Raw genomic sequence first — 23799 nt, 5'->3', positions numbered from 1 at the left:
TTCCTTTTTGAGATTGGTCTCGGGACGGGGAATGGGGAAGTTCATACAGGAAGGTGGGTGCGAAACGCCGTACCCTCATTGATTCCCTGTACTAATCCAAAACGTTTACTTGACCTGAAAGTAGTCAGCTCACCGTTTATTTTCTCGCTTATGAAGCGAAGGGATCTCTTGCGTTATAAAGAAAGGTATTATATATTACTGTTAGTACCTAGTCATAACTTTATGATGAATGAACGGTGGGAAAAGCATGAAGCTTTCAAAAAAGCAGAGACAGAGCGAATTAAAAGGAACGATCGAAGCTACTCCATTTACGACTGATGAGGAGCTTGCCAAGCAGTTTGGTGTAAGTATTCAGACGATCCGCTTAGACCGGATGGAGCTTTCTATCCCTGAACTTCGAGAACGGATTAAATCTGTCGCTACTCACGAATGGAATGAAACCGTCAAGGCTCTGCCGATCGAAGAAGTCATCGGGGAAGTCATTGATTTAGAACTTGATAAACGAGCGATTTCCATTCTTGATATAAAAGAGGAACATGTATTCTCAAGAAACAACATCGCAAGAGGCCACCACCTCTTTGCCCAGGCAAATTCTTTGGCAGTGGCCGTTATTGATGAGGATCTCGCTTTAACAGCCGGTGCTGATATCAAATTCACTCGTCCCGTTAAGCTTGGTGAACGTGTCGTAGCTAAAGCTGCTGTACAAGTTGAAGATCACAAAGGAAGAACTATTGTGAATGTGCATAGTTTTGTAGATAATGAAGAAGTATTTGCTGGGTCATTTAAAATGTACCGCGAACATGATCCAAAGGAGAGAAATAACTGATGAGAATAGCTATCGATGCAATGGGTGGAGACCACGCTCCCGAGGCGATTGTTAAGGGAGCAGCCCAGGCAGCTGCCTCGATTCATAACCTTGAAATTACCTTGATTGGTGATGAAAGTAAAATTACCCCGTATTTAGAAGGGGAAAAAGACAATATCTCTATTATACATACAACTGAAATGATTACCTCTGATGACGAGCCGGTACGGGCCGTGCGGCGAAAAAAGCAGGCTTCTATGGTTTTAATGGCTAAAGAAGTAAAGGAAGGCCGTGCAGATGGGTGTATTTCAGCAGGAAATACAGGTGCTCTAATGAGCGCTGGTCTTTTTGGCATCGGGCGGCTTGAAGGAGTTGAGCGTCCTGCTCTAAGCCCTACACTTCCAACAGAAGATGGAAGTGGATTTTTAATGCTTGATGTTGGCGCGAATGTAGATGCTAAACCACAACATCTGTTGCAATACGGAATTATCGGCTCTATTTACTGTGAAAAAGTCAGAGATGTGAAGAATCCAAGAGTCGGCTTATTAAATGTCGGAACAGAAGATGGAAAAGGCAGTGAACTGACGAAAAAAGCATTTGCTTTACTCTCAGATGCTCCCATCAATTTTATAGGTAACGTAGAGTCACGGGACTTGCTGCAGGGGGCAGCCGATGTTGTCGTTACAGATGGTTTTACTGGAAACGTCGCTTTAAAGACGCTGGAGGGAACAGCCTTAACCATGTTTTCTATGATGAAGCAGACGTTTATGTCCAGTTTTAAGACAAAACTGGCAGCTGGTTTAGTGAAAAATGATTTAAAAGGTTTAAAAGATAAGCTTGATTATTCTGAATATGGGGGTGCCGGACTATTTGGATTAGCTGCACCAGTTATTAAGGCTCACGGATCATCCAATGATAGAGCTGTTTATAACGCGATCCGCCAGGCCTGCCATATGATTGAAAAAGATGTAACGCCAACCATTAAATCCGCATTGCAGGAGTATGAACGAACAGGAGGAGAAGCATGAAGAAAGTAGCCTTTATTTATCCCGGCCAAGGATCCCAGGAAGTGGGGATGGGCCAAAAAATGTACGAACACTATTCAGAAGCAAATGACCTTTTTAAACAAGCTGACGAAGCATTAGGTTATTCCTTAACTTCCCTGATGTTTGAAGGACCTTCTGACCAGTTAACAAAGACAGAAAATGCTCAGCCAGCCCTGCTTCTTAACAGCATTGCGATTACAAAGCTTCTTAAAAAGGAAGGGATCGAGCCGCAAATGACAGCCGGTCACAGCCTTGGGGAGTACAGCGCTTTAGTAGCCGCGGGATCTTTGCGTGCAATGGACGCCGTTAAACTTGTGCATGAACGCGGCAAATTAATGGAAGAGGCTTACCCTACAGGAAAAGGAGCTATGGCTGCAGTACTGGGAATGAAACAGGAAGACATTCAGGCTGTTTTAAATGATCTAGGCGATGATGAACCTGTAGACTTGGCTAACATTAACTGCCCTGGGCAAATTGTTATATCAGGTACAGCGCCAGGAGTCGAAAAAGCATCAGAACAATTAAAGGAAGCTGGAGCTAAGAGAGTTCTTCCCTTAAATGTCAGCGGACCTTTTCACTCCCGTCTAATGGCTCCTGCAAGTGAGCGCTTTTCTGAAAAGCTGGACAGTGTTAATGTGGAGGATGCTGGCATCCCTGTATATGCAAATGTTACGGCCGAACCTGTACAGGAGGGAGAAAAGATTGAAAAGCTGCTCGTCGAACAGTTGTATTCTCCTGTAAGGTTCCACGAAATTTTAGAACGCTTTGCAGAATCAGAACTAGATGCAATCGTTGAAGTTGGGCAGGGGAAAGTATTAAGCGGACTTGTGAAAAAAGTAAATCGACGCTTAAAGACATTTTCCGTCCAGGATCCAGATTCATTGCAAAGTTTTGTAGAATGGTATAAGGAGGAAAAATAATGCTGAATGATCAGGTAGCTCTCGTTACCGGCGCTTCCCGGGGAATCGGCCGTGCTATTGCGCTTGAACTTGGAGCACAAGGCGCTAAAGTAGCTGTTAATTATGCAGGCAGTGAAGATAAAGCTAAAGCTGTTGTCCAGGAAATTAAAGACAACGGCGGGGAAGCCATTAAGATTCAAGCTAATGTCTCGAATGGTGATGATGTAAAACGCATGGTGAAAGAAGTCGTAGACCAGTTCGGACGTCTTGATATTCTAGTGAATAATGCGGGCATTACGAGAGATAATTTACTAATGAGAATGAAAGAAGAAGAGTTTGACGATGTCATCGATACAAACTTAAAAGGTGTATTCGTTTGTACAAAAGGTGTGACCCGCCAGATGATGAAACAAAAATATGGACGCATTATTAATATTTCCTCAATTGTTGGAGTGTCTGGAAATCCGGGGCAGGCTAATTATGTTGCAGCAAAAGCTGGTGTTATCGGACTTACAAAGTCCAATGCAAAAGAACTGGCCACAAGAAATATTACTGTTAATGCTGTGGCTCCTGGTTATATTACAACAGATATGACCGACCAGTTGACTGATGAGCAGAGAGAGCAGATGCTCTCCCTCATCCCGCTTGGAAGACTCGGAGAAGGAAAAGATGTCGCTCGTGTTGTCCGTTTCCTAGCTTCTGAAGATGCCCAGTATATTACAGGCCAGACGATTAATGTCGATGGCGGTATGGTAATGTAAAATTAGTCTAGTTTTAAGCCGAGAAATTTACTATAATTACTGAAGGGAGGTGAAGTTCCTATGGCAGATACATTTGAGCGTGTAAAACAAATCATTGTGGACCGTCTTGACGCAGACGAGTCTAAAGTAACAATGGAAGCTTCCTTCAAAGAAGACCTTGAAGCGGATTCTCTTGACGTTGTTGAATTAGTAATGGAGCTTGAGGACGAGTTTGATATGGAAATATCTGATGAAGAAGCTGAAAACATTAATACAGTTGGCGACGCTGTTAATTACATAAACAGCTTGTCGTAAACTTGAAATGCTGTCTGTAACCTGCAGGCAGCCTTTCCTATATTTAAAGATTAAAATGAAAAGGACACGGTGAATTATGGAGGATTTTTCCAGTTTTCAAAACAAAGTAAATATTAAATTTAATAATGTTTCGTTACTGGAGCAAGCTTTTACACATTCATCCTATGTGAATGAGCATCGTAAAACCGATCGTGAAGACAACGAGAGGCTTGAATTCCTTGGAGATGCCGTGCTTGAACTAGGAGTTTCCCAATTCTTATATAAAGAATTTCCTAAGATGACAGAAGGTGAACTGACAAAGTACAGAGCTTCAATTGTTTGTGAGATTTCACTCGTTAAGTTTGCCAACGATCTTAATTTCCAGGATTTGATTCTATTAGGAAAAGGGGAAGAAATGACCGGCGGACGCAACCGCCCTGCACTTTTAGCAGATGTGTTCGAAGCTTTTATCGGGGCTGTATATTTAGATAAAGGCTTTAACGAAGTGGTTACGTTTCTAGAAAAGTATGTGTATCCAAAAATTAAAAGTGGTGCTTTTTCTCATGCGATGGATTTTAAGAGTCAGCTGCAGGAATATATACAAAGAGATAGAAACAGCCGAATTGAGTACCAGATTGTAGAGGAAAGAGGTCCTGCCCACAGCAGGGAATTTATTGCTCATGTACTCGTGCAGGAAGAAACGGCTGGGGTCGGCATCGGCCGTACAAAAAAGGAAGCGGAACAGAAAGCCGCACAGCAGGCGCTGATTAACCAGGGCGCTATATAAAAAGACCGTGCAGATGAAAGGCATCTGTACGGTCTTTTTAGTGCTGTCTATTTTCGGTAATTCCCTAATTCCTGAACGAATACCTGGATTTCTGAAACACTCAGCTGGCCTTTCATTTGTATAACTTCGTGAAGAGATTTAATTTCGTCATACTTGGCCAAATCATAATCTTCCGGGTCCATAATGGAACGATTAACGACTTGCAGTTTGTCGGCCATATCATTAATAATGTAACTTAGGTTATCTTGCGTAGCTTCTTCCAGACTCACAGTTTTCCTCCTCCAAATATCACGTTATGTTTACATATGATAAATTATTTTTAAAATTTTTGAAACCCCCCCAATTCGACTATTTACGATCACTTTCTAAACTATCGGAGGAGTAGGAAGTATGGTAAAATAGACAAGTTAGAGCAGTAGATTCGTAAAATTAACAGGAGGATGAATATGTTCCTCAAAAGACTAGAAAGTATTGGATTTAAATCATTTGCTGAAAGAATTTCCGTCGATTTTGTTTCGGGTGTTACTTCTGTAGTAGGGCCAAACGGAAGCGGAAAAAGTAATATAACGGATGCGATTCGCTGGGTGCTTGGTGAACAATCCGCCCGTTCTTTAAGAGGTGCGAAAATGGAAGATATTATTTTCGCAGGAAGTGAATCGAGAAAACCGCTGAATATGGCAGAGGTCACACTTACTCTAAACAATTCAAATCAAATTCTTCCCCTCGATTATGAGGAAGTAAGTGTAACGAGAAGAGTCTTTCGTTCCGGTGAAAGTGAATTCTACATAAATAACCAGTCATGCCGGCTAAAAGACATTGTCGATTTATTTATGGATTCTGGACTCGGTCGTGAAGCGTTTTCTATTATCAGCCAGGGAAAAGTGGAGGAGATCCTAAGTTCCAAGGCGGAGGAACGACGCTCGATCTTTGAAGAGGCTGCCGGGGTTCTTAAGTATAAACAGCGAAAGAAAAAAGCAGAATCAAAACTTCTTGAAACCCAGGAAAACCTAAACCGTGTGGAAGATATCATTCACGAAATCAACGGTCAGCTTGAGCCATTAAGGGAGCAAGCTTCTGTAGCCAAAGATTATTTAGAGAAAAAAGAAGATCTTAAACAGATTGAGATTTCTCTGCTTGTGACTCAAATTGAAGATGTTCACGAAGAGTGGCAGGGGCTTCTGGAACAGCTCGAATTGGTGAAAGCAAAAGAAGCTGAACTAAAGGCAGCGCTTCAAACAAAAGAAGAGAATATAGATCAGAAGCGCAGCCAGATGACAGGCTTGGATGAGTCTTTACAAGACTTGCAGGAAAAGCTTCTTAGTCTTACTCAAGAGCTTGAAAATCTTGAAGGCAGAAGAGAGCTTATGAAAGAGCGTCATAAGCATTTTGCGGAAAATAAAACCAAGCTGGAATCGGAATATGATACATTAACCAGTCAGGTTGAAGAGCTTGAAGTAACGGCTGCAAATGAAAGCAGGAAACTCCAGGAGCTGATTCAAAAGCGGAAGGCTACTAAGAAAAGCATAAAGCAAACAGAGGAAGCATTAAAGCAGGGGCCTGAGGACATTGAGGAACAGATCGAGGATTATAAGAGTGAGTATATCGATCTGTTGAATGGTCAGGCCGCTAAACGTAATGAAAAGGCAACTTTAGAGCAGCAGCAAATACAGCTGAATAATAAAAAAGGCCTGCAGCAGGGTAAATTTCAGGCCTTAGATGATGAAAGAACGAAGCAGGAACATTCCCTTAAAGAAATAACTGAAAAACTTGAGAAAGAAGCGGGAGAGCGTAAGGAGCTTGAGGAAAAGCTGCTGACGCTGCAGAAAAATCATGAAGAAAATGAACGCTCTTACGAAGAATGGCAGCAAAAGCTTTATCAAGGGTATCAGTATTTAGAGAAAATGAGATCTAAAAAAGAAATGCTAGAGGAATTAAAAGAGGATTATTCAGGCTATTTCCAGGGAGTAAGAGAAATTTTAAAAGCGAGAGAAAAATCGGCAGTGACTGGAGTGGAAGGAGCAGTTCTTGAAGTGATTGATATTCCTTCCCAACTACTAACGGCTGTGGAGACAGCTCTTGGTGCACAGGCCCAGCATGTCATAGTGAAAGATGAACAGGCGGGCCGCCGGGCAATTCACTGGCTGAAACAGCATAACAAGGGACGGGCGACGTTTCTTCCGCTTGCAACGATTCAGCCGCGCACCATTCATGGACAGGCCTTATCGTCGCTACAAGAAGTTAATGGTTTTATCGGGGTTGCCTCTGATTTGATCAGCTACGACAATCAACACGCGGCAGCCATTAACCATCTGCTCGGTCATATTTTAATTGCGGAAAGTTTAGAAGCTGCCAATCATATAGCTAAAATTCTCAACCGTAAGTACCGTGTCGTAACTCTTGAAGGAGATGTCGTAAACCCGGGGGGGTCTATGTCAGGCGGAGCTCAGAAAAAGTCTAATCAGTCTTTGTTTACTCGTGAAAAAGAGCTGCAGGAACTGACAAATAAAATTAGTGAATTTGATAAAAAAGCAAAAGACGTTGAAGAGAAAGTGAAGGTGCTGAAGTCATCAATTTTTGAACAAAATCAGGAGATTCAGCAGCTGAAAACTCGTATCGAAGCACTTAAAAATACTGAATATGAAACACAGTCAAGTAAAAGAGAGCTGAAGGTCAGGCTGGATCACCTGAATGACCAGCTGATTATGTATGACCAGGACCAGTCGCAGTATATTACGGACAAAGAGCATATTGATCACAGGCTGCAAAGTCTTGAAAAAGAGCTTAAAGATATTGCTTCAGAGCTTGTAAAGGTTCAGCAGCTGATTGATGAGCTTACAGCAGCGAAAGGTCAGCAGAAGGAAGATGAAGCGAATTTACGCGAACAGCTGCAAAGGCATCAGATTCAGCTTGCAGAGCAGGAATCTGGTGTGTCTAACCAGCAGGAGAAAAGCGAACGTCTTCAAAACGAACTGTCTCATGCTAAAGAACTGCTTGAAAGAAACAGACAATCCTATCAGCAGCTCGTAGAAGTTGTAGAATCGAACCAGACAGAAGAAGAAGTTGATCAACAGATATCAACGACAAGAAATCAAAAAGAAACAGCTGCCGGCCAAATTAATCAGTACCGAGAAGAAAGAAACGAACTCGCAGAAACTATCCAGCAGCAGGAAAAACAGCTGAAAGAAACCAGCCGTCAGCATCAGAATTTTGTTACTGATATTCAGCAGAAGGAAGTGAAGGTAAACCGTCTGGATGTTGAGCTTGAAAACATGCTTTCCTATCTGCAGGAAGAGTACGTAACTACGTTCGAAAAAGCAAAGCAGGATTATGATCGTGTAGAAAACAAAGATCAGTCTTCCACTCAGGTAAAACTTATAAAAAGGGCGATTGAAGAGCTTGGCACCGTAAACCTGGGCGCAATAGAAGAATACGACCGAATTGTGGAAAGATATGATTTCCTGTCAGGCCAACAGTCAGACTTACTGGAAGCTAAGCAAACTCTCCACTCGATTATTAATGAGATGGATCATGAAATGAAGCGGCGCTTTGAGGATACGTTCTCCAAAATTCGAAATGAATTCGGAAGCGTATTTAAGGATCTCTTTGGGGGCGGAATTGCCGATCTTCGACTAACCGATCCTGAGAATTTGCTGGAAACTGGTGTGGATATTGTCGCACAGCCCCCTGGAAAGAAATTGCAGAACTTAAGCCTCCTTTCCGGTGGAGAACGAGCCTTAACAGCAATTGCACTATTATTTTCTATTTTAAGAGTCAGACCTGTACCATTCTGTGTCCTTGACGAAGTCGAAGCGGCCCTTGATGAAGCTAACGTTGACCGTTTTGCGCGGTTCCTGAAAGAATTCAGCCAGCAGACCCAGTTTATCGTTATTACCCACAGAAAAGGAACGATGGAGGAATCTGATGTACTCTATGGAGTGACCATGCAGGAATCAGGAGTTTCTAAACTGGTTTCCGTTCGTTTAGAAGAGACTGTGGATCTAATAGAAGCATAGGAAGGAAGAGAGTATTGAGCTTTTTTAAGAAGTTAAGAGATAAGTTTGTGATCGATCCTGAAGAAATTATTGAAAAAGCCAGGGAAGAATCATTAAAAGAGCAGGAAAAAAAGATGGGAGAAGACCCATTTGATGATGATATCTACCAGGGTCAGGAGGAAACAGAGAGCTGGTTTGAATCTGAAGACCCCTCTTCTGAAGATGAAAGAGAATTGGATGAAGAACTTCCTCCTCTAGAAGAGGAAGAAGTGTTAGAAGGTGAAACAGAAGCCGATGAAGTGGATACTCCAGAAGAGGAAATAATCATTCCAGAAGAACTTGAAACACAGGAAGAGGTCGAAATCCCAGAAGAATCTTATGAGGAAGAAAGCATTGCAGCGAAGTTCAGAAGTGGTCTCACTAAAACACGAAATTCTTTCACTAGCAGGATTAACGATCTGGTTGCCCGATATCGGACAGTAGATGAAGATTTCTTTGAAGAGCTTGAGGAAGTATTAATTTCTGCTGATGTTGGGGTAAACGCAGTAATGGAAATGATTGAAGAGCTTGAAATGGAAGTAAAGCGTCGTAACATTAAAGATACTCGTCAGGTGAAAGAAGTCATTTCTGAGAAACTTGTAGAGCTTTATTATGGGGATGATCAGGACTTCGGCGTTGAGGAGCTGGCTATCAATCCTGACGGCTTAACCATTTATTTGTTTGTAGGAGTTAATGGTGTAGGTAAGACAACCACCATTGGAAAACTGGCCCACCAATTAAAGTCGGAAGGTAAAAGAGTAACGCTTGCAGCAGGAGACACCTTCCGTGCGGGAGCTATTGACCAACTGGATGAATGGGGAAAACGCGCGGGAGTTAACGTCATTAAACACAGCGAAGGAAGCGATCCGGCTGCCGTTATTTATGATGGCATTCAATCAGCCAAGTCCAAAAATGCTGATGTGTTAATCTGCGATACGGCAGGAAGACTGCAGAACAAAGTAAACCTTATGAATGAACTGTCCAAAGTTAAACGAGTCATTTCGAGAGAAGTACCTGGAGCTCCTCATGAAGTTCTGCTCGTGCTTGATGCCACAACAGGACAGAATGCGATGAGCCAGGCAAAGACTTTTTCAGAAGCTACAGATGTGTCTGGTATTGTTCTTACTAAGCTTGACGGCACGGCTAAGGGCGGGATCGTCCTTGCGATTCGTAAGGAGCTTGAAATACCTGTGAAGCTTGTGGGATTAGGTGAGAAGGTAACAGATCTGGAGAGATTCGACGCCCATGCTTTTGTTTATGGATTGTTTGCAGATATGATCGATGAGCAGGCAGAGTACGAGGAGTAAATCTTGACACAGAGCGATGAGCTCGGTTACTATTCATATGTAAAGGTATTTCACTTAACAAGGAGTGAAAAACATGCTTGAAAAAACGACTAGAATTAATTATCTTTTGGATTTCTATCAGTCTCTACTCACTCCAAAGCAGCGGAATTATATGGAACTTTACTATTTAGAAGATTATTCGCTCGGTGAGATATCAGAGAATTTTAATGTCTCAAGGCAGGCCGTTTATGATAATATTAGACGGACAGAAGCCATGCTGGAAGAATATGAAGACAAGCTCTTACTCTATGAAAAGTTTCAAAAGAGACAGCGGATTTTAGAGCAAATGAATGCAGCCGTAAAAAACACAGCAATTGAAAAAGATATAATGAGTTGGCTTGATGAACTACAAGAACTAGAATAGGAGGGTTCCTTCGATGGCATTTGAAGGTTTATCCGACCGTTTACAGCAATCGATACAGAAGATTAAAGGTAAAGGGAAGGTTACAGAACAAGATGTGAAGGAGATGAGCCGGGAAGTAAGGCTTGCCCTTTTAGAAGCAGACGTAAATTTTAAAGTAGTTAAAGATTTTGTGAAACGAATCCGTGAGCGCGCTGTCGGTGAAGAAGTAATGAGCAGCCTAACACCCGGACAGCAGGTCATTAAGATCGTGCAGGATGAATTAACGGAATTAATGGGTGGCAACGAAAGTAAGATAGCTGTTGCTAAACGTCCTCCCACTGTAATAATGATGGTAGGTCTCCAGGGTGCTGGTAAAACGACCACTACAGGTAAGCTTGCGAACCTTTTAAGGAAAAATTATAATCGAAAACCTCTTTTAGCGGCAGCTGACGTCTACCGTCCGGCGGCGATTCAGCAGCTTGAGACGTTAGGCAAGCAGCTGGGTATGCCTGTTCACTCTGAAGGCACTGAGGCAGACCCTGTTGATATTGCGAAAAATGCAGTGGCCAAAGCTAAGGAAGAACATTATGATTATGTGATTGTCGATACGGCCGGTCGTCTGCATGTTGACGGCGACCTAATGGAAGAACTTGAGCGAATTAAAGAAGCGGTTAATCCGGAGGAAGTTTTCCTAGTAGTAGACGCAATGACCGGTCAGGATGCAGTTAATGTGGCGGAAAGCTTTGATGCACAGCTGGAAGTTACTGGTGTGCTGTTAACGAAGCTTGACGGCGATACCCGGGGAGGGGCTGCTCTGTCGATTAAAGCCGTAACTGGTAAGCCGATTAAATTTGCTGGTATGGGTGAAAAGCTTGATCAACTTGAGCCGTTTCACCCCGAAAGAATGGCTTCCCGTATTTTAGGCATGGGGGATATGCTTACACTTATTGAAAAAGCCCAGTCTCAGGTCGATGAGAAACAGGCAAAAGATCTTGAAGCTAAAATGCGGAATGCTTCGTTTACATTTGAAGATTTTCTTGAGCAGATGGAACAGGTAAAGAACATGGGTCCGCTTGATGAGCTGATCGGGATGATTCCAGGGGCTAATAAAATGAAAGGGCTGCAGAATGCCTCCTTTGATGATAAACAGATTGTACATGTGGAGGCTATCATCCAGTCAATGACTAAGAAAGAGCGTGTGGATCCATCCCTTATGAATGCGAGCCGTAAGAAGCGTATAGCTAAAGGGTCAGGCACCTCTGTCTCAGAAGTTAACCGTCTGCTTAAACAGTTTGAAGAGATGAAAAAAATGATGAAACAGATGAGCAATACAAAAGGAAAAAAAGGCAGAGGAATGAAATTTCCGTTCATGTAATGTAAAAACCCTTTACAGACATTCAAGTATCTGCTAAAATCTATTCTTGTGTTGAACATTTAAAGAAATTAATGGAGGTTGTTAAATATGGCAGTTAAAATTCGCCTAAAACGCATGGGTTCTAAGCGTAACCCATTTTATCGTGTAGTTGTTGCTGATTCACGTTCTCCTCGTGATGGACGTATTATTGAACAAATTGGAACATACAATCCTGTAGCTAACCCGGTACATGTAGATATCGATGCTGACAAAGCTATGGATTGGATGTCCAACGGTGCGAAGCCAAGTGACACTGTTCGTAACCTTTTCTCAAAAGAAGGAATTATGAAGCAGTTCCACGATAAAAAAAACAATAAGTAAAGTAGTGATATCATGAAAGCCTTGATCGAAACGATCGTTACACCGCTTGTTGATCACCCAGAAGAGATCGAAATTAACGTGAAGGAAGAAGAACATAAAATTGTTTATCATTTAACCGTTCACAGTGAAGATGTTGGTAAGGTGATTGGAAAGAACGGTCGAATTGCCAAGGCGATTCGGACGGTAGTTTACGCCGCAGGGTCAGATTTAAAGAAAAGAATCTATTTGGATATCATGTGAAAGAGGGAGAGGGTCAGTAGAACCTTTCCCTTTTTTAACATTCAATATCAGATAAGGCAGGAGATCATGCAGATTATTCAGCGAATACCTGTAAAGGAAATACTGACGGAGAACAGCAGACAAGCTATCAAGGATCGGTTAACTTCCAAGTATGAGCGTCTGGATAAAGAATGCCAGCAGCTGAAGTTTCAGCAGAAGAAGATTGAGCGCAATTATGATTATGAACAGCCAGATGTCCGCCAACGATTCGTCAAGGAGATCTCACGCCGCCAGGATACGATGAAACAAATTCAGTTTCAGCTGAATCAACTGGATTTACTGCCGGTGGGAGAAGAACTCAAGACCGATGAAGTAGAAACGATTGTCGAGCTTAATGAAGGCGATGCTTATGAAGAAACAGTAAAAAAACGTGAAATTGTTATTAAGGACGGAATTGTAATACGAGCGAGGTAGATCATACATGACAGAAAAATTTTTTAATGTGGGACAAATAATAAATACACATGGGATTAAAGGAGAAGTAAAGGTCCGGAGAATCACTGACTTTGAGGAACGCTTTAAGCCGGGGCAGCTTTTGTATTGGGTAAATGATAAGAAAGACATCAAGGAATTAACTGTTAGAAGTCACAGGGTTCACAAAGGTTTTGACCTTCTTACGTTTGAAGGCCACTCTTCGATTAATGAGGTAGAACAATATCGTGATGGTTATTTAAAAGTGACGGAAAGTGACCAGGAAGAACTAGGAGAAAACGAATTCTACTTTCACGAAATTATCGGCTCTGAAGTTTTCTTAACTAATGAAGAAAAGCTGGGAGAAATAAAAGAGATTCTTACACCGGGAGCTAACGATGTCTGGGTGGTTCGCCGCAATAAGAAAAAAGATCTGCTGGTTCCTTATATCGAACAAGTAGTAAAAGAAGTAGATGTTGTGAACAAACGTGTAATCATTGATCCAATAGAAGGGCTGCTGGACTAAATGCACATTGATATTTTAACCTTATTTCCGGAAATGTTTACTGGTGTAATGGATGCTTCCATCATGAAGCGGGCCAGAGAAAAAGGGGCCTTTTCCTACGATACGGTTAATTTTAGAGATTACACGACGAACAAGCATAATAAGGTAGATGATTATCCTTACGGTGGAGGAGCTGGGCTCGTTCTTACACCTCAGCCGATTTTTGATGCGGTAGAAGCGACTAAGGAGAAACGCCATACGCAGCCTAAAGTTGTTTTAATGTGCCCTCAAGGACAGCCCTATACGCAGAAGAAGGCGGAAGAACTGGCCAAGGAAGAACATTTAATCATATTATGCGGACATTATGAAGGCTATGATGAGCGTGTAAGAGAACAGCTTGTAGATGAAGAAATTTCAATTGGTGATTATGTATTAACAGGCGGGGAACTAGGGGCGATGGTAGTCATTGATTCTGTCGTTCGTTTACTCCCTGAGGTTTTAGGAAATGAACAGTCCGCTCCTGAAGATTCCTTTTCAAACGGACTTCTTGAGCATCCCCACTATACACGTCCCAGCAGCTTCAGAAATCATGAAGTACCGGATGTTCTTCTTTCGGGAAATCATGCAAAGATAGAAGAATGGAGACATTATCAGTCATTAAAGCGCACCTACCTTCGCCGTCCCGATCTCTTAACTGATCGGGAACTGACGGTACAGGAAAAAGCTTGGATAAAAGAATGGGAATAAGTTAGAAAACCTTGCGAAATATAATAGATTATGGTATATTATCAGTTGTGCTTAAACGTTCGGTTTAAGCGGATAACGATGTTCCGCTGTCTCATAGAAGGTATGAGCATTAGTTGAGAAGGAGTGAAATATAATGCAACAATTAATTCATGACATTACGAAGGATCAGCTTCGTACAGACCACCCAGACTTCCGCCCTGGTGATACTGTTAAGGTACACGTTAAGGTTGTTGAGGGTAACCGTGAACGTATTCAGGTTTTTGAAGGTGTTGTTATCAAGCGCCAAAATGGTGGAATCAGTGAAACATTTACTGTCCGTAAAATCTCTTACGGTGTAGGTGTTGAGCGTACATTCCCGGTACATTCACCACGACTTGCAAAAATTGAGCGTTCTCGCCGCGGTAAAGTACGTCGCGCGAAGCTATACTACCTGCGTAATCTTCGCGGTAAAGCTGCTCGTATTAAAGAAATCATCTAATTTAGCAAAAAGGGGCTTGCATTCGTCAAGCTCCTTTTTTCTAAATTTACATAATTTTTGCTGGCTTGTTGGGCCGCATTTATATAGTTTTACTTATGGCTTTCAGCCCAAACCAGCCCCTCTCGCATTTCAAATGTCCAGCTGCAGTGGCCAGCCCCTCGCGTCATAAGCAATCTGCCTGCACGGGGGAAAATCGCCCCGTTCCGCCATCTTGCTTATGCGTGTCGGGCCAACCCGGCCACTTCCGCATTTCAAATGTCCAGCTGCGAGGGGCAGGCCTTCGCGTCATAAGCAATCCCATTACGTGGCAAAGACCGCCACTGCATGGTTTTGCTTATGCGTGTCAGGCCTAACCAGCCCCTCTCGCATTTCTATAAAAGGAGAAGAGTTTATGAAGAAGCAATGGTTTGAGTGGATTAAGGCGTTCGCGATTGCGGCGGTTTTGGCGGTTATTGTGCGTGTTTTTTTATTTGCTCCGGTGATTGTGGAAGGTCCGTCCATGCTGCCAACCTTACATAATGGACAGCACTTAATTGTAAGTAAGATTAATTATACTGTCGGAGAACCGGATCGATTTGATATAACGGTTTTCCACGCTAATAATCAACAGGATTATATTAAGCGGGTAATCGGTCTGCCGGGTGAGAGTGTAGCCGTGCAGAATGATCAGTTGTATATTAATGGTGAACCGGTGGAAGAGCCTTACCTTGAAGAACAGAAACAGGCAATACCATCAGGCCAGGATTTAACAGATGATTTTACGATTGAAGAGCTTCCGGGAGGGCACTCTACTGTACCAGAAGGATATGTGTTGGTGCTCGGGGACAACCGTGACAATTCCACAGACAGTCGTTCGATTGGAATGGTTTCCTATGATCAGCTGGTTGGAGAAGCACTGTTTACTTACTGGCCATTAGACAGAGTCGGCCTCACTGATTAAAAAAGGAGAGTTATTCATGACAATACAATGGTATCCTGGACATATGGCTAAAGCAAAGCGGGAAGCTGAAGAAAAGGTGAAGCTCGTTGATTTTGTAATTGAGCTTGTAGATGCCCGTGCTCCGGTTTCTTCAGAAAACCCGGTATTGCATCAGCTGCTGCAGAGTAAACCCAAAATGGTGGTTCTGATGAAAAAGGATCTGGCAGATCCAAATATTACTGAACAATGGCTGAATCATTACAAAGAACAAGGTACTCATGCGCTTGCTATTGAAGCAAACGATAGTAAGGATGTCCAGCAGGTCGTATCCTTGGCCAAAGAACTGGGCAAAAGCAAGATTGAGAAAATGATGGCAAAAGGTGTTCGTCCGCGTGCCTTAAGGGCGATGATCCTGGGAATACCAAATGTAGGGAAATCCACGTTAATTAATCGACTGGCTAATAAGAAGACAGCAATTACTGGAGATCGTCCCGGTGTTACAAAGAAACAGCAGTGGATCAAAGTGAAGAAAGATTTTGAACTGCTCGACACACCTGGTATTCTTTGGCCAAAATTTGAGGAAGAAGAAATTGGCTACCGTCTGGCAGCTATTGGAACGATAAAAGATACGATTCTCCCTAAGGAAGATGTTGCTGCTTATATTTTGGATTATTTAGCAAACTATTATCCGAAATTTCTTGAGAGCCGCTATGATCTTCTGGAAGTGAATGATATAATGGCAGCTTTTGAAGCGATCGGCAAAAAACGAGGCTGTCTGGAGAGCGGAGGAGTTGTTAATTTCGATAAGACTTCAGATGTTATATTACAGGATCTCCGTTCAGGAAAAATTGGGAGAATCAGCTTTGACCAGCCGGAATAAAAAGCGCAATGGGGAGGTTTCCCGGTTGCGTTTTTGTTTTGTTACTACATTGGGTTGTCAGATAGAATAAAAAATGGAGGGGTCCACAGTGGTTTATACTATAAAGCAAATTAAACTTCTTCTAGACAGCGGAGATTTTACAGCTGATGAAATTTCAGGCCTTAGAAGTGATAAGCGAAAAGGGGTTCAGCATCTGCTTGATCAGTATGATCAGAAAGCGATACATAAGGCAGAGCTGAAGAGTAAATTCGAAGAGATGAAAGCTTACGAAAATACAGCAAGGAATAATGGTAAAACGATAATAGCGGGGATTGATGAAGCCGGCAGAGGACCGCTTGCAGGTCCTGTCGTAGCGGCTGCAGCTGTGTTGCCAGAAAACTTCTATTTAGAAGAATTAAATGATTCAAAACTTCTCTCTAAGCAAAAAAGAGAATTATTTTATGAATACATAAGGGAACAGGCTGAGGTTGGAGTAGGTATTGTATCTAGTGATGAAATTGATCGCCTGAATATTTATCAAGCGGCTAAAAGGGCGATGCGTCTTGCCGTAGAAAATCTTAATGTAAACCCTGACCATCTTTTAATTGATGCTATGAAAATTAATGCAGGTTGTTCAGAAGAATCAGTCATAAAAGGTGATCAGAAAAGTGTTTCTATAGCAGCAGCCAGCATTATTGCAAAAGTTACACGTGACCGCATGATGAAAAACATTGGAGATAAATACCCACATTACGGGTTTGAAAGCAACCAAGGCTATGGGACTAAACATCATTTAAATGCCCTTGATAAGTATGGAGCCACCCCGCAACATCGTAAAACATTTTCACCTGTAAAGGAAAGGTCTTCCATTTAGTTCGATGAAAGCAAAACATTTCTCAATGTTATCAGTCAGGACAGTACTGGACTGGCTGGTAAAACACGTGGGGCAGGAAAACCTGCTGTACACCGTCTTCTGTGTTTACATAATATTATTACGGTTAACTATTTTGAATTTTTCGACAAGAAGCACGGTTACTGTGGACAATTTACGGGTTTTTTTTATACAATGGGAGTGCAGTGAATTTTGATGGGAGGATGAAAGATGAACATTCATGAATACCAAGGGAAACAAATTATGAGCGATTTTGGCGTTCCAGTGCCAAAAGGCTATGTGGCATATTCAGTAGATGAAGCTGTTGAAGCAGCTGAGAAACTGAACAGCAGTGTCACTGTCGTAAAAGCGCAAATCCATGCCGGCGGACGAGGAAAGGCTGGAGGAGTTAAGATTGCAAAAAATCTTGACGAAGTGCGTACATACGCGGATGAGATCCTGGGCAAAACACTCGTTACCCATCAGACTGGACCAGAAGGAAAAGAAGTAAAGCGCTTACTCATTGAAGAAGGCTGTGACATTAAAAGTGAGTACTATGTAGGTCTAGTACTTGACCGTGCAACAAGCCGAGTAACAATGATGGCTTCTGAAGAAGGTGGAACAGAAATTGAAGAGGTAGCAGCTGAAACTCCTGAAAAAATCTTCAAGGAAGAAATCGACCCTGTTGTCGGTTTAACAGGATTCCAGGCGCGCCGTTTAGCATTTAACATTAACATTCCAAAAGAGCAGATCGGAAAAGCTGTAAAATTCATGCTTGGCCTTTATGAAGTATTTGTACAAAAAGACTGCTCTATTGCTGAGATTAACCCGCTTGTAACGACTGGAGACGGAGATGTTTTAGCCTTAGATTCCAAGCTGAACTTTGATGATAATGCTCTATACCGTCAAAAAGACGTGGCTGAACTTCGTGATTTAGATGAAGAAGATCCAAAAGAAATTGAAGCATCTAAGTATGACCTTAGCTATATTGCTTTAGACGGTAACATCGGCTGTATGGTTAATGGTGCCGGACTCGCAATGGCTACGATGGATACGATTAAGCACTACAGCGGCGATCCAGCTAACTTCCTTGACGTGGGAGGCGGAGCGACTACGGAAAAAGTTACAGAAGCTTTCAAAATCATTCTGTCTGATGAAAATGTGAAAGGTATCTTCGTTAACATCTTTGGCGGAATTATGAAGTGTGACGTAATTGCAGAAGGTGTTGTAGAAGCAACTAAGCAGATCGGTTTGACTCTGCCGCTTGTTGTTCGTCTTGAAGGTACAAATGTTGAAGCAGGCAAAAAAATTCTTGATGAGTCTGGTCTGAATATCACATCAGCAGACTCCATGGCTGCCGGTGCACAAAAAATCGTAGAATTAGTGAAGTAGAAAGGCGGGGAATCGAATGAGCGTTTATATTAATAAAGATACTAAAGTAATCGTACAGGGTATTACGGGTTCAACAGCTTTATTCCATACAAAACAAATGGTTGAATATGGTACTCAAATCGTCGGCGGGGTAACCCCTGGTAAAGGCGGGACAGAAGTTGAAGGAATCCCTGTTTTTAATACAGTTGCTGAAGCCGTAGAAAAAACAGGAGCTACAGCTTCTGTAATTTACGTACCTGCACCGTTTGCTGCTGATGCTATCCTGGAAGCAACAGATGCAGAACTTGATCTTGCTATCTGTATTACAGAACATATTCCAGTACTTGATATGGTTAAAGTAAAACGTTATATGGAAGGCAAGAAGACACGCCTTGTAGGACCGAACTGTCCGGGAGTTATTACACCGGACGAATGTAAGATTGGTATTATGCCTGGCTATATTCACAAGAAAGGCCATGTTGGAGTGGTTTCCCGTTCCGGAACCTTAACTTATGAAGCTGTTCACCAGCTTTCTGAAGCAGGGCTTGGTCAATCTACAGCAGTAGGTATTGGCGGTGATCCTGTAAACGGTACTGATTTTATCGATGTATTAAAAGCTTTTAATGAAGATGACGAAACTGAAGCAGTTATTATGATTGGTGAAATTGGCGGAACAGCAGAAGAAGAAGCTGCTGAATGGGTGAAGGCCAATATGAATAAGCCAGTAGTAGGCTTCATCGGTGGACGTACAGCTCCTCCTGGAAAGCGAATGGGACATGCGGGGGCTATTATCTCCGGTGGTAAAGGAACGGCTGATGAGAAAATCCGTGTAATGAACGAGTGTGGCATAGAAGTTGCTGAAACTCCTTCTGTCATGGGTGAAACACTTATTGACGTCCTTAAAAAGGAAAATCTTTTTGATAAATGTAAAACTCACTAAATAAATGAAACCGTGTCTGTTTAAATGGACACGGTTTTTTCCTAAGTTTAAAATCTATACGATTTCATACCAACTAAATAACAAAGAAAGAGGATGATATATGCTGTCGAAACGTGATGCTTTACTTATATTAAGTCAAAATCCATTTGTTACAAGACCGGTAATCAGGAAAATGATGAAAGAAGATCTCCTTACACATCTCTTCCAGCTCAGTCCCACAGATTTGTCCTCAGCTTTATCTATCCCTTATAAAAGATCCCAATCTATTTTACAGCTGATTAAAGATGACAATATAATGAAGAAACTCGACAAAATAAATAAAGGAAATTCTACAATTACTTTCTTCGATAAACAATTTCCTCAGTCTCTTCGTCATATTCCCGATCCGCCCTTTGTACTATATACAAAAGGTAATCAGAATTTGCTTTCTCATTCTTTAACGCTTAGTGTAGTAGGAACGCGGACACCTTCTGATTATGCTTATTCTTCGATGGAAAGACTGCTTCCTCCTCTAATAAAAGCCCATTTTTTAATAGTCAGCGGAATGGCCTCCGGTGTTGACCAAAAGGCTCATCAGCTCGCGTTGGATTATGGCGGGTCAACCATTGCAGTACTAGGCTCGGGATTCCATTTTCCTTACCCGAAGAACAATCCATCCCTTTATAATAGGTTAGCTGAACACCAACTGCTGATCAGTGAGTACCCTCCAGATCGCCCCCCGAGAAAGTATCATTTTCCTGAAAGGAATCGAATTATTTCAGGGCTTACTGAATCAACACTCGTCATTGAGGCCAGAATGAGAAGTGGCTCGCTCATAACAGTAGACCAGGCGTTAGAGCAAGGGAGGAATGTATATGCAGTACCAGGACCTATCGGTTTACCGACAAGTGAAGGCTGCCACCACATTATTCAGCAGGGAGCTCAGCTCGTAAAAGACTATCAGGATATTCTTCAAGATTATTACTGAAAATATTAGAAATTGGCTGAAGAGAGTGATAAATCACACATCTGAGGCATAAATTTTCATCACAATTACTAAGCTTTGTTTGACAAACGGTTTCATTATATTTAATAATAGGGAAGATTTGTGATATATATATAATACAGAAATACCTCTATGGGAGGAAACTACATGGCAGATTATCTAGTAATCGTTGAATCACCTGCTAAAGCTAAAACGATTGAACGATACCTTGGAAAGAAATACAAAGTTAAAGCATCATTAGGACACATCAGAGACTTACCTAGAAGTCAGATGGGTGTCGATGTGGAAAATGAATTTGAACCAAAATATATAACTATACGGGGGAAAGGTCCCGTCTTAAAAGAACTTAAATCAGCAGCAAAAAAAGCAAAAAAAGTATACCTTGCGGCCGACCCCGACCGTGAAGGGGAAGCTATTGCGTGGCATTTGGCTCATAGTCTGGAAATTGACGATAAGTCTGACTGCCGTGTCGTTTTTAATGAAATTACTAAAGATGCGATAAAGAACTCTTTCAAACAGCCCAGATCAATCGATGTTGATCTAGTGGATGCCCAGCAGGCTCGGAGAGTACTTGACCGGCTTGTCGGCTACAATATCAGTCCGATCCTATGGAAAAAAGTAAAAAAAGGGTTGAGTGCAGGGAGAGTCCAGTCTGTAGCTGTGAAAATTATTGTCGACCGTGAAAATGAAATAAAAAACTTCAAGCCGGAAGAATACTGGACGATTGACGCTGAATTCCTAAAAGGTAAAGAACCATTTGAAGGTTTCTTTTACGGAGTGGACGGGAAAAAGGCAGAGCTTAAATCAGAAGATGATGTAAAGAAGATTCAAGAAAAAATAAAAGGTAATCAATTTACCATTGAGAAAGTATATAAACGGGAGAGAAGACGTAATCCTTCACTTCCATTTACTACCTCCTCCCTGCAGCAGGAAGCCGCTCGTAAGCTGAACTTCAGGGCGAAGAAAACAATGATGGTCGCCCAGCAGCTTTATGAAGGTATTGACCTTAAAGGAAAACAAGGCATTACAGGTTTAATTACCTATATGCGTACTGATTCAACAAGGCTGTCCAATACGGCTAAAGAAGAAGCAAAGAATTATATTGAAGAAAACTTTGGTAAAGAGTTTTTAGCTTCCGAGAAAAGTAATGGTAAAGGAAAAAACAGTGGAGCTCAGGATGCACACGAAGCCATCCGTCCTACTGGGGCAAACAGAGATCCTAAGTCTATGAAGTCTGCGTTATCAAGAGACCAGTACCGCCTATATAAATTGATCTGGGATCGGTTTATTTCAAGTCAAATGGCTCCAGCTGTGCTCGATACGATGACCGTCCATCTCTATAACGAGGGCGTAGAATTTCGTGCTACAGGCTCTAAGGTGAAATTTAAAGGGTTTATGAAGGTTTACATCGAAGGCAGCGACGATCAGAAAAAGGAAACCGATAAGCTGCTACCTAACCTTGAAGAAGGAATGAAAGTTAAAGCAGAAGCAATTAAGCCCAACCAGCACTTTACTCAACCGCCTCCACGATATACGGAAGCAAGGCTTGTAAGGACATTGGAAGAGCTAGGGATAGGAAGGCCTTCTACTTATGCACCGACCCTTGACACGATTCAGAGGCGTGGTTATGTAGCACTTGATAACAAACGTTTTGTTCCTACAGAACTCGGAGAAATCGTTCTTGAGCAGCTAAAAGAGTATTTCCCTGAAATAATAGATGTAGATTTTACAAAGGAAATGGAAGATGAACTCGATTCCATTGAAGAAGGAAAACAAAACTGGGTTTCCATTATTTCAGACTTTTACCAGGGCTTTGAGCCTCGCTTGCAAAAAGCAGAAAAAGAAATGGAAAATGTAGAAATTAAAGATGAACCTGCTGGCATTGACTGTGAAAACTGTGGTCATGAAATGGTCTATAAAATGGGGAGATACGGTAAATTCCTAGCTTGCTCTAACTTTCCGGAGTGTCGAAACACGAAGCCGATCTTAAAGAAAATCGAAGTGACTTGTCCAAAATGTAAAGAAGGAGAAGTTGTTGAAAGAAAAAGTAAGAAAAACCGGAAATTCTTTGGGTGTGAGCGTTATCCAGAGTGTGATTTCATCTCTTGGGATAAACCGATTACCCGCCCATGTCCTAAGTGCAGTTCACTGCTTGTTGAAAAGAAAAATAAAAAAGGTACACAGATTCAGTGTACAGAATGTGATTATAAGGAAGAACAGCAGTCATAAAAGTCCTATGGCCGGCTAACTGAGCCGGCCATAGGACTTTTTTAAAGAAATTGTTTGACAGTTGATAAAGGTAAAGCTATAATTACCGTTTGGTAAGGAAATTTACTTGACAGTAAATTTCCATGTTTATATTTTACAGATACAGCCGTATACTATAAGGACAGACTATGAACAATTCAGAATTTTGTTACAATTTTATTAAATTCGTTGTTATATTAGGGTGTAGTGTGATAAAATTTAAACGCTTTGCGAGGTGAATTATGAACAATGGAAAAAAGCTGAAACAGCTTTTTATTGAATACTTGCAGATTGAAAAAAATGCATCACCCTTGACCATAAGTCAATACAGCGATGAAATTGAAAACTTATTCATATTTATGGACAAAGAAGGTCTTGAGCACTTAGAAGAGCTTGATGATTCAGTGATTAGAATCTACTTGTCTGGTCTTTATGAGCAGAACTTATCAAGAAGATCTGTCTCAAAGAGGCTGTCATGCTTAAGAAGTTTTTATCGTTTTCTTGAACGGGAAGAAGTCGTAAAGAATAATCCTTTTCTACGCATTCATCTTCCTAAACAGTCGCAGCCGATCCCGCAGTTTTTTTATGAGGAAGAGCTGAAGAAGCTTTTTACAGTAAGTGATTTAAAGACACCCCTTGGGCAAAGAAATCAGGCGATTTTAGAAATTTTGTATGCTACGGGTATGCGTGTAAGCGAGTGCGTTGGACTTGAAAAAAAAGATTTAGATTTATCTTTAACGACGGTGCTTGTCCGCGGCAAGGGAAGAAAAGAACGCTATGTACCTTTTGGCGAATTTGCTAAGGATGCTTTGATTCGCTATATAGAAGATGGCAGGTATGTTCTTCAGGCCAAAAGCAGCAAAGAAACAGATAAAATTTTTCTTAATGCTAGAGGAAATGGTATTACAGCAAGAGGGATTCGAGGTATTTTAAATAAAATGGTTGAGGAAGCCGCCCTTACAGTTAATATACATCCCCACAAACTACGGCATACATTTGCTACCCACTTAATCAATGAGGGAGCAGATTTACGCTCTGTACAGGAATTGTTAGGGCATGAACATTTATCTTCGACTCAAATTTATACCCACGTTACAAAAGACAGACTGCGAAATGTATATATGAACAGTCATCCGCGTGCCAATAAAGAATGAGGTGTTT

25 protein-coding genes are annotated in these 23799 nt (G+C 41.7%); 24 read left to right on the top strand and 1 reads right to left on the bottom strand.

Features of this window, described 5'->3' with window-relative positions:
• Positions 1-247 precede the first annotated feature (247 nt).
• From fapR to rnc, 6 genes are all read left to right on the top strand, one after another.
• Complete coding sequence (gene fapR, locus B7E06_RS11960; RefSeq protein ID WP_082234205.1) at positions 248-826, top strand: transcription factor FapR; 579 nt, start codon at positions 248-250, stop codon at positions 824-826.
• Positions 826-1833 (top strand): phosphate acyltransferase PlsX, encoded by a 1008-nt coding sequence (plsX, locus tag B7E06_RS11955; protein WP_082234204.1) that lies wholly within the window; start codon positions 826-828, stop codon positions 1831-1833. Before fapR ends, plsX begins: the two co-directional genes overlap by 1 nt.
• Positions 1830-2771: an ACP S-malonyltransferase gene (gene fabD, locus B7E06_RS11950; RefSeq protein ID WP_082234203.1), complete on the top strand. Its 942-nt coding sequence runs from the start codon at positions 1830-1832 to the stop codon at positions 2769-2771. The genes plsX and fabD overlap by 4 nt, the downstream gene beginning before the upstream one ends.
• Positions 2771-3511 carry a 3-oxoacyl-[acyl-carrier-protein] reductase gene (gene fabG / locus B7E06_RS11945; RefSeq protein ID WP_082234202.1) on the top strand — a complete coding sequence of 247 codons (741 nt, stop codon included), beginning with the start codon at positions 2771-2773 and terminating at the stop codon, positions 3509-3511. The genes fabD and fabG overlap by 1 nt, the downstream gene beginning before the upstream one ends.
• Before the next feature lie 60 nt (positions 3512-3571).
• Positions 3572-3805 carry an acyl carrier protein gene (gene acpP, locus B7E06_RS11940; protein ID WP_082234201.1) on the top strand — a complete coding sequence of 78 codons (234 nt, stop codon included), beginning with the start codon at positions 3572-3574 and terminating at the stop codon, positions 3803-3805.
• Positions 3806-3881: 76 nt separating this feature from the next.
• Entirely contained in the window at positions 3882-4571 is a 690-nt protein-coding gene (gene rnc, locus B7E06_RS11935) for a ribonuclease III (protein WP_082234200.1), read from the top strand.
• 47 nt (positions 4572-4618) lie between these two features.
• Here the strand turns inward: rnc and B7E06_RS11930 are convergent, their stop codons facing one another.
• Complete coding sequence (locus tag B7E06_RS11930; RefSeq protein ID WP_082234199.1) at positions 4619-4840, bottom strand: DUF1128 domain-containing protein; 222 nt, start codon at positions 4838-4840, stop codon at positions 4619-4621.
• 177 nt (positions 4841-5017) lie between these two features.
• Here B7E06_RS11930 and smc point away from each other — a divergent pair, with 177 nt between their 5' ends.
• From smc to xerC, 18 genes are all read left to right on the top strand, one after another.
• A complete protein-coding gene (gene smc, locus B7E06_RS11925; protein ID WP_082234198.1) occupies positions 5018-8584 on the top strand; it encodes a chromosome segregation protein SMC in 3567 nt (1188 codons plus the stop codon).
• A 14-nt stretch (positions 8585-8598) separates the two neighbouring features.
• Positions 8599-9909, top strand: a complete 1311-nt coding sequence (gene ftsY / locus B7E06_RS11920) for a signal recognition particle-docking protein FtsY (RefSeq protein WP_082234197.1) — start codon at positions 8599-8601, stop codon at positions 9907-9909.
• Between the two features lie 73 nt (positions 9910-9982).
• A complete protein-coding gene (locus B7E06_RS11915) occupies positions 9983-10312 on the top strand; it encodes a putative DNA-binding protein (protein ID WP_082234196.1) in 330 nt (109 codons plus the stop codon).
• A gap of 13 nt (positions 10313-10325) precedes the next feature.
• Positions 10326-11666 (top strand): signal recognition particle protein, encoded by a 1341-nt coding sequence (gene ffh, locus B7E06_RS11910; protein ID WP_082234195.1) that lies wholly within the window; start codon positions 10326-10328, stop codon positions 11664-11666.
• A gap of 87 nt (positions 11667-11753) precedes the next feature.
• Positions 11754-12026 carry a 30S ribosomal protein S16 gene (gene rpsP / locus B7E06_RS11905; protein WP_082234194.1) on the top strand — a complete coding sequence of 91 codons (273 nt, stop codon included), beginning with the start codon at positions 11754-11756 and terminating at the stop codon, positions 12024-12026.
• A 12-nt stretch (positions 12027-12038) separates the two neighbouring features.
• Complete coding sequence (locus B7E06_RS11900) at positions 12039-12266, top strand: KH domain-containing protein (protein ID WP_082234193.1); 228 nt, start codon at positions 12039-12041, stop codon at positions 12264-12266.
• A gap of 66 nt (positions 12267-12332) precedes the next feature.
• Positions 12333-12719, top strand: coding sequence for a YlqD family protein (locus B7E06_RS11895; protein ID WP_082234192.1), 387 nt, complete (start codon positions 12333-12335; stop codon positions 12717-12719).
• Positions 12720-12726: 7 nt separating this feature from the next.
• Complete coding sequence (rimM, locus tag B7E06_RS11890; protein WP_082234191.1) at positions 12727-13242, top strand: ribosome maturation factor RimM; 516 nt, start codon at positions 12727-12729, stop codon at positions 13240-13242.
• Complete coding sequence (trmD, locus tag B7E06_RS11885; protein WP_082234190.1) at positions 13243-13968, top strand: tRNA (guanosine(37)-N1)-methyltransferase TrmD; 726 nt, start codon at positions 13243-13245, stop codon at positions 13966-13968.
• Positions 13969-14101: 133 nt separating this feature from the next.
• On the top strand, positions 14102-14446 hold the full coding sequence (rplS, locus tag B7E06_RS11880; RefSeq protein ID WP_082234189.1) for a 50S ribosomal protein L19: 345 nt from the start codon (positions 14102-14104) through the stop codon (positions 14444-14446).
• 391 nt (positions 14447-14837) lie between these two features.
• Positions 14838-15386 carry a signal peptidase I gene (gene lepB, locus B7E06_RS11875; RefSeq protein WP_082234188.1) on the top strand — a complete coding sequence of 183 codons (549 nt, stop codon included), beginning with the start codon at positions 14838-14840 and terminating at the stop codon, positions 15384-15386.
• A gap of 16 nt (positions 15387-15402) precedes the next feature.
• Complete coding sequence (gene ylqF / locus B7E06_RS11870; RefSeq protein WP_082234187.1) at positions 15403-16245, top strand: ribosome biogenesis GTPase YlqF; 843 nt, start codon at positions 15403-15405, stop codon at positions 16243-16245.
• 73 nt (positions 16246-16318) lie between these two features.
• Positions 16319-17098, top strand: coding sequence for a ribonuclease HII (locus tag B7E06_RS11865; RefSeq protein ID WP_082234186.1), 780 nt, complete (start codon positions 16319-16321; stop codon positions 17096-17098).
• Between the two features lie 228 nt (positions 17099-17326).
• On the top strand, positions 17327-18487 hold the full coding sequence (gene sucC, locus B7E06_RS11860; RefSeq protein ID WP_082234185.1) for an ADP-forming succinate--CoA ligase subunit beta: 1161 nt from the start codon (positions 17327-17329) through the stop codon (positions 18485-18487).
• Between the two features lie 16 nt (positions 18488-18503).
• A complete protein-coding gene (gene sucD, locus B7E06_RS11855; protein WP_082234184.1) occupies positions 18504-19406 on the top strand; it encodes a succinate--CoA ligase subunit alpha in 903 nt (300 codons plus the stop codon).
• A gap of 100 nt (positions 19407-19506) precedes the next feature.
• Positions 19507-20373: a DNA-processing protein DprA gene (gene dprA / locus B7E06_RS11850; RefSeq protein ID WP_082234183.1), complete on the top strand. Its 867-nt coding sequence runs from the start codon at positions 19507-19509 to the stop codon at positions 20371-20373.
• Positions 20374-20538: 165 nt separating this feature from the next.
• Complete coding sequence (gene topA, locus B7E06_RS11845; protein WP_082234182.1) at positions 20539-22620, top strand: type I DNA topoisomerase; 2082 nt, start codon at positions 20539-20541, stop codon at positions 22618-22620.
• Between the two features lie 260 nt (positions 22621-22880).
• The gene (gene xerC, locus B7E06_RS11840) at positions 22881-23792 is read left to right on the top strand and encodes a tyrosine recombinase XerC (protein ID WP_082234181.1); all 912 of its coding nucleotides are present in this window, start codon (positions 22881-22883) and stop codon (positions 23790-23792) included.
• Positions 23793-23799 lie beyond the last annotated feature (7 nt).

The organism is Halobacillus massiliensis, assembly GCF_900166625.1.
Classification (GTDB): domain Bacteria; phylum Bacillota; class Bacilli; order Bacillales; family Halobacillaceae; genus Halobacillus_A; species Halobacillus_A massiliensis.
This window is presented reverse-complemented; position numbering and strand designations above follow the sequence as displayed.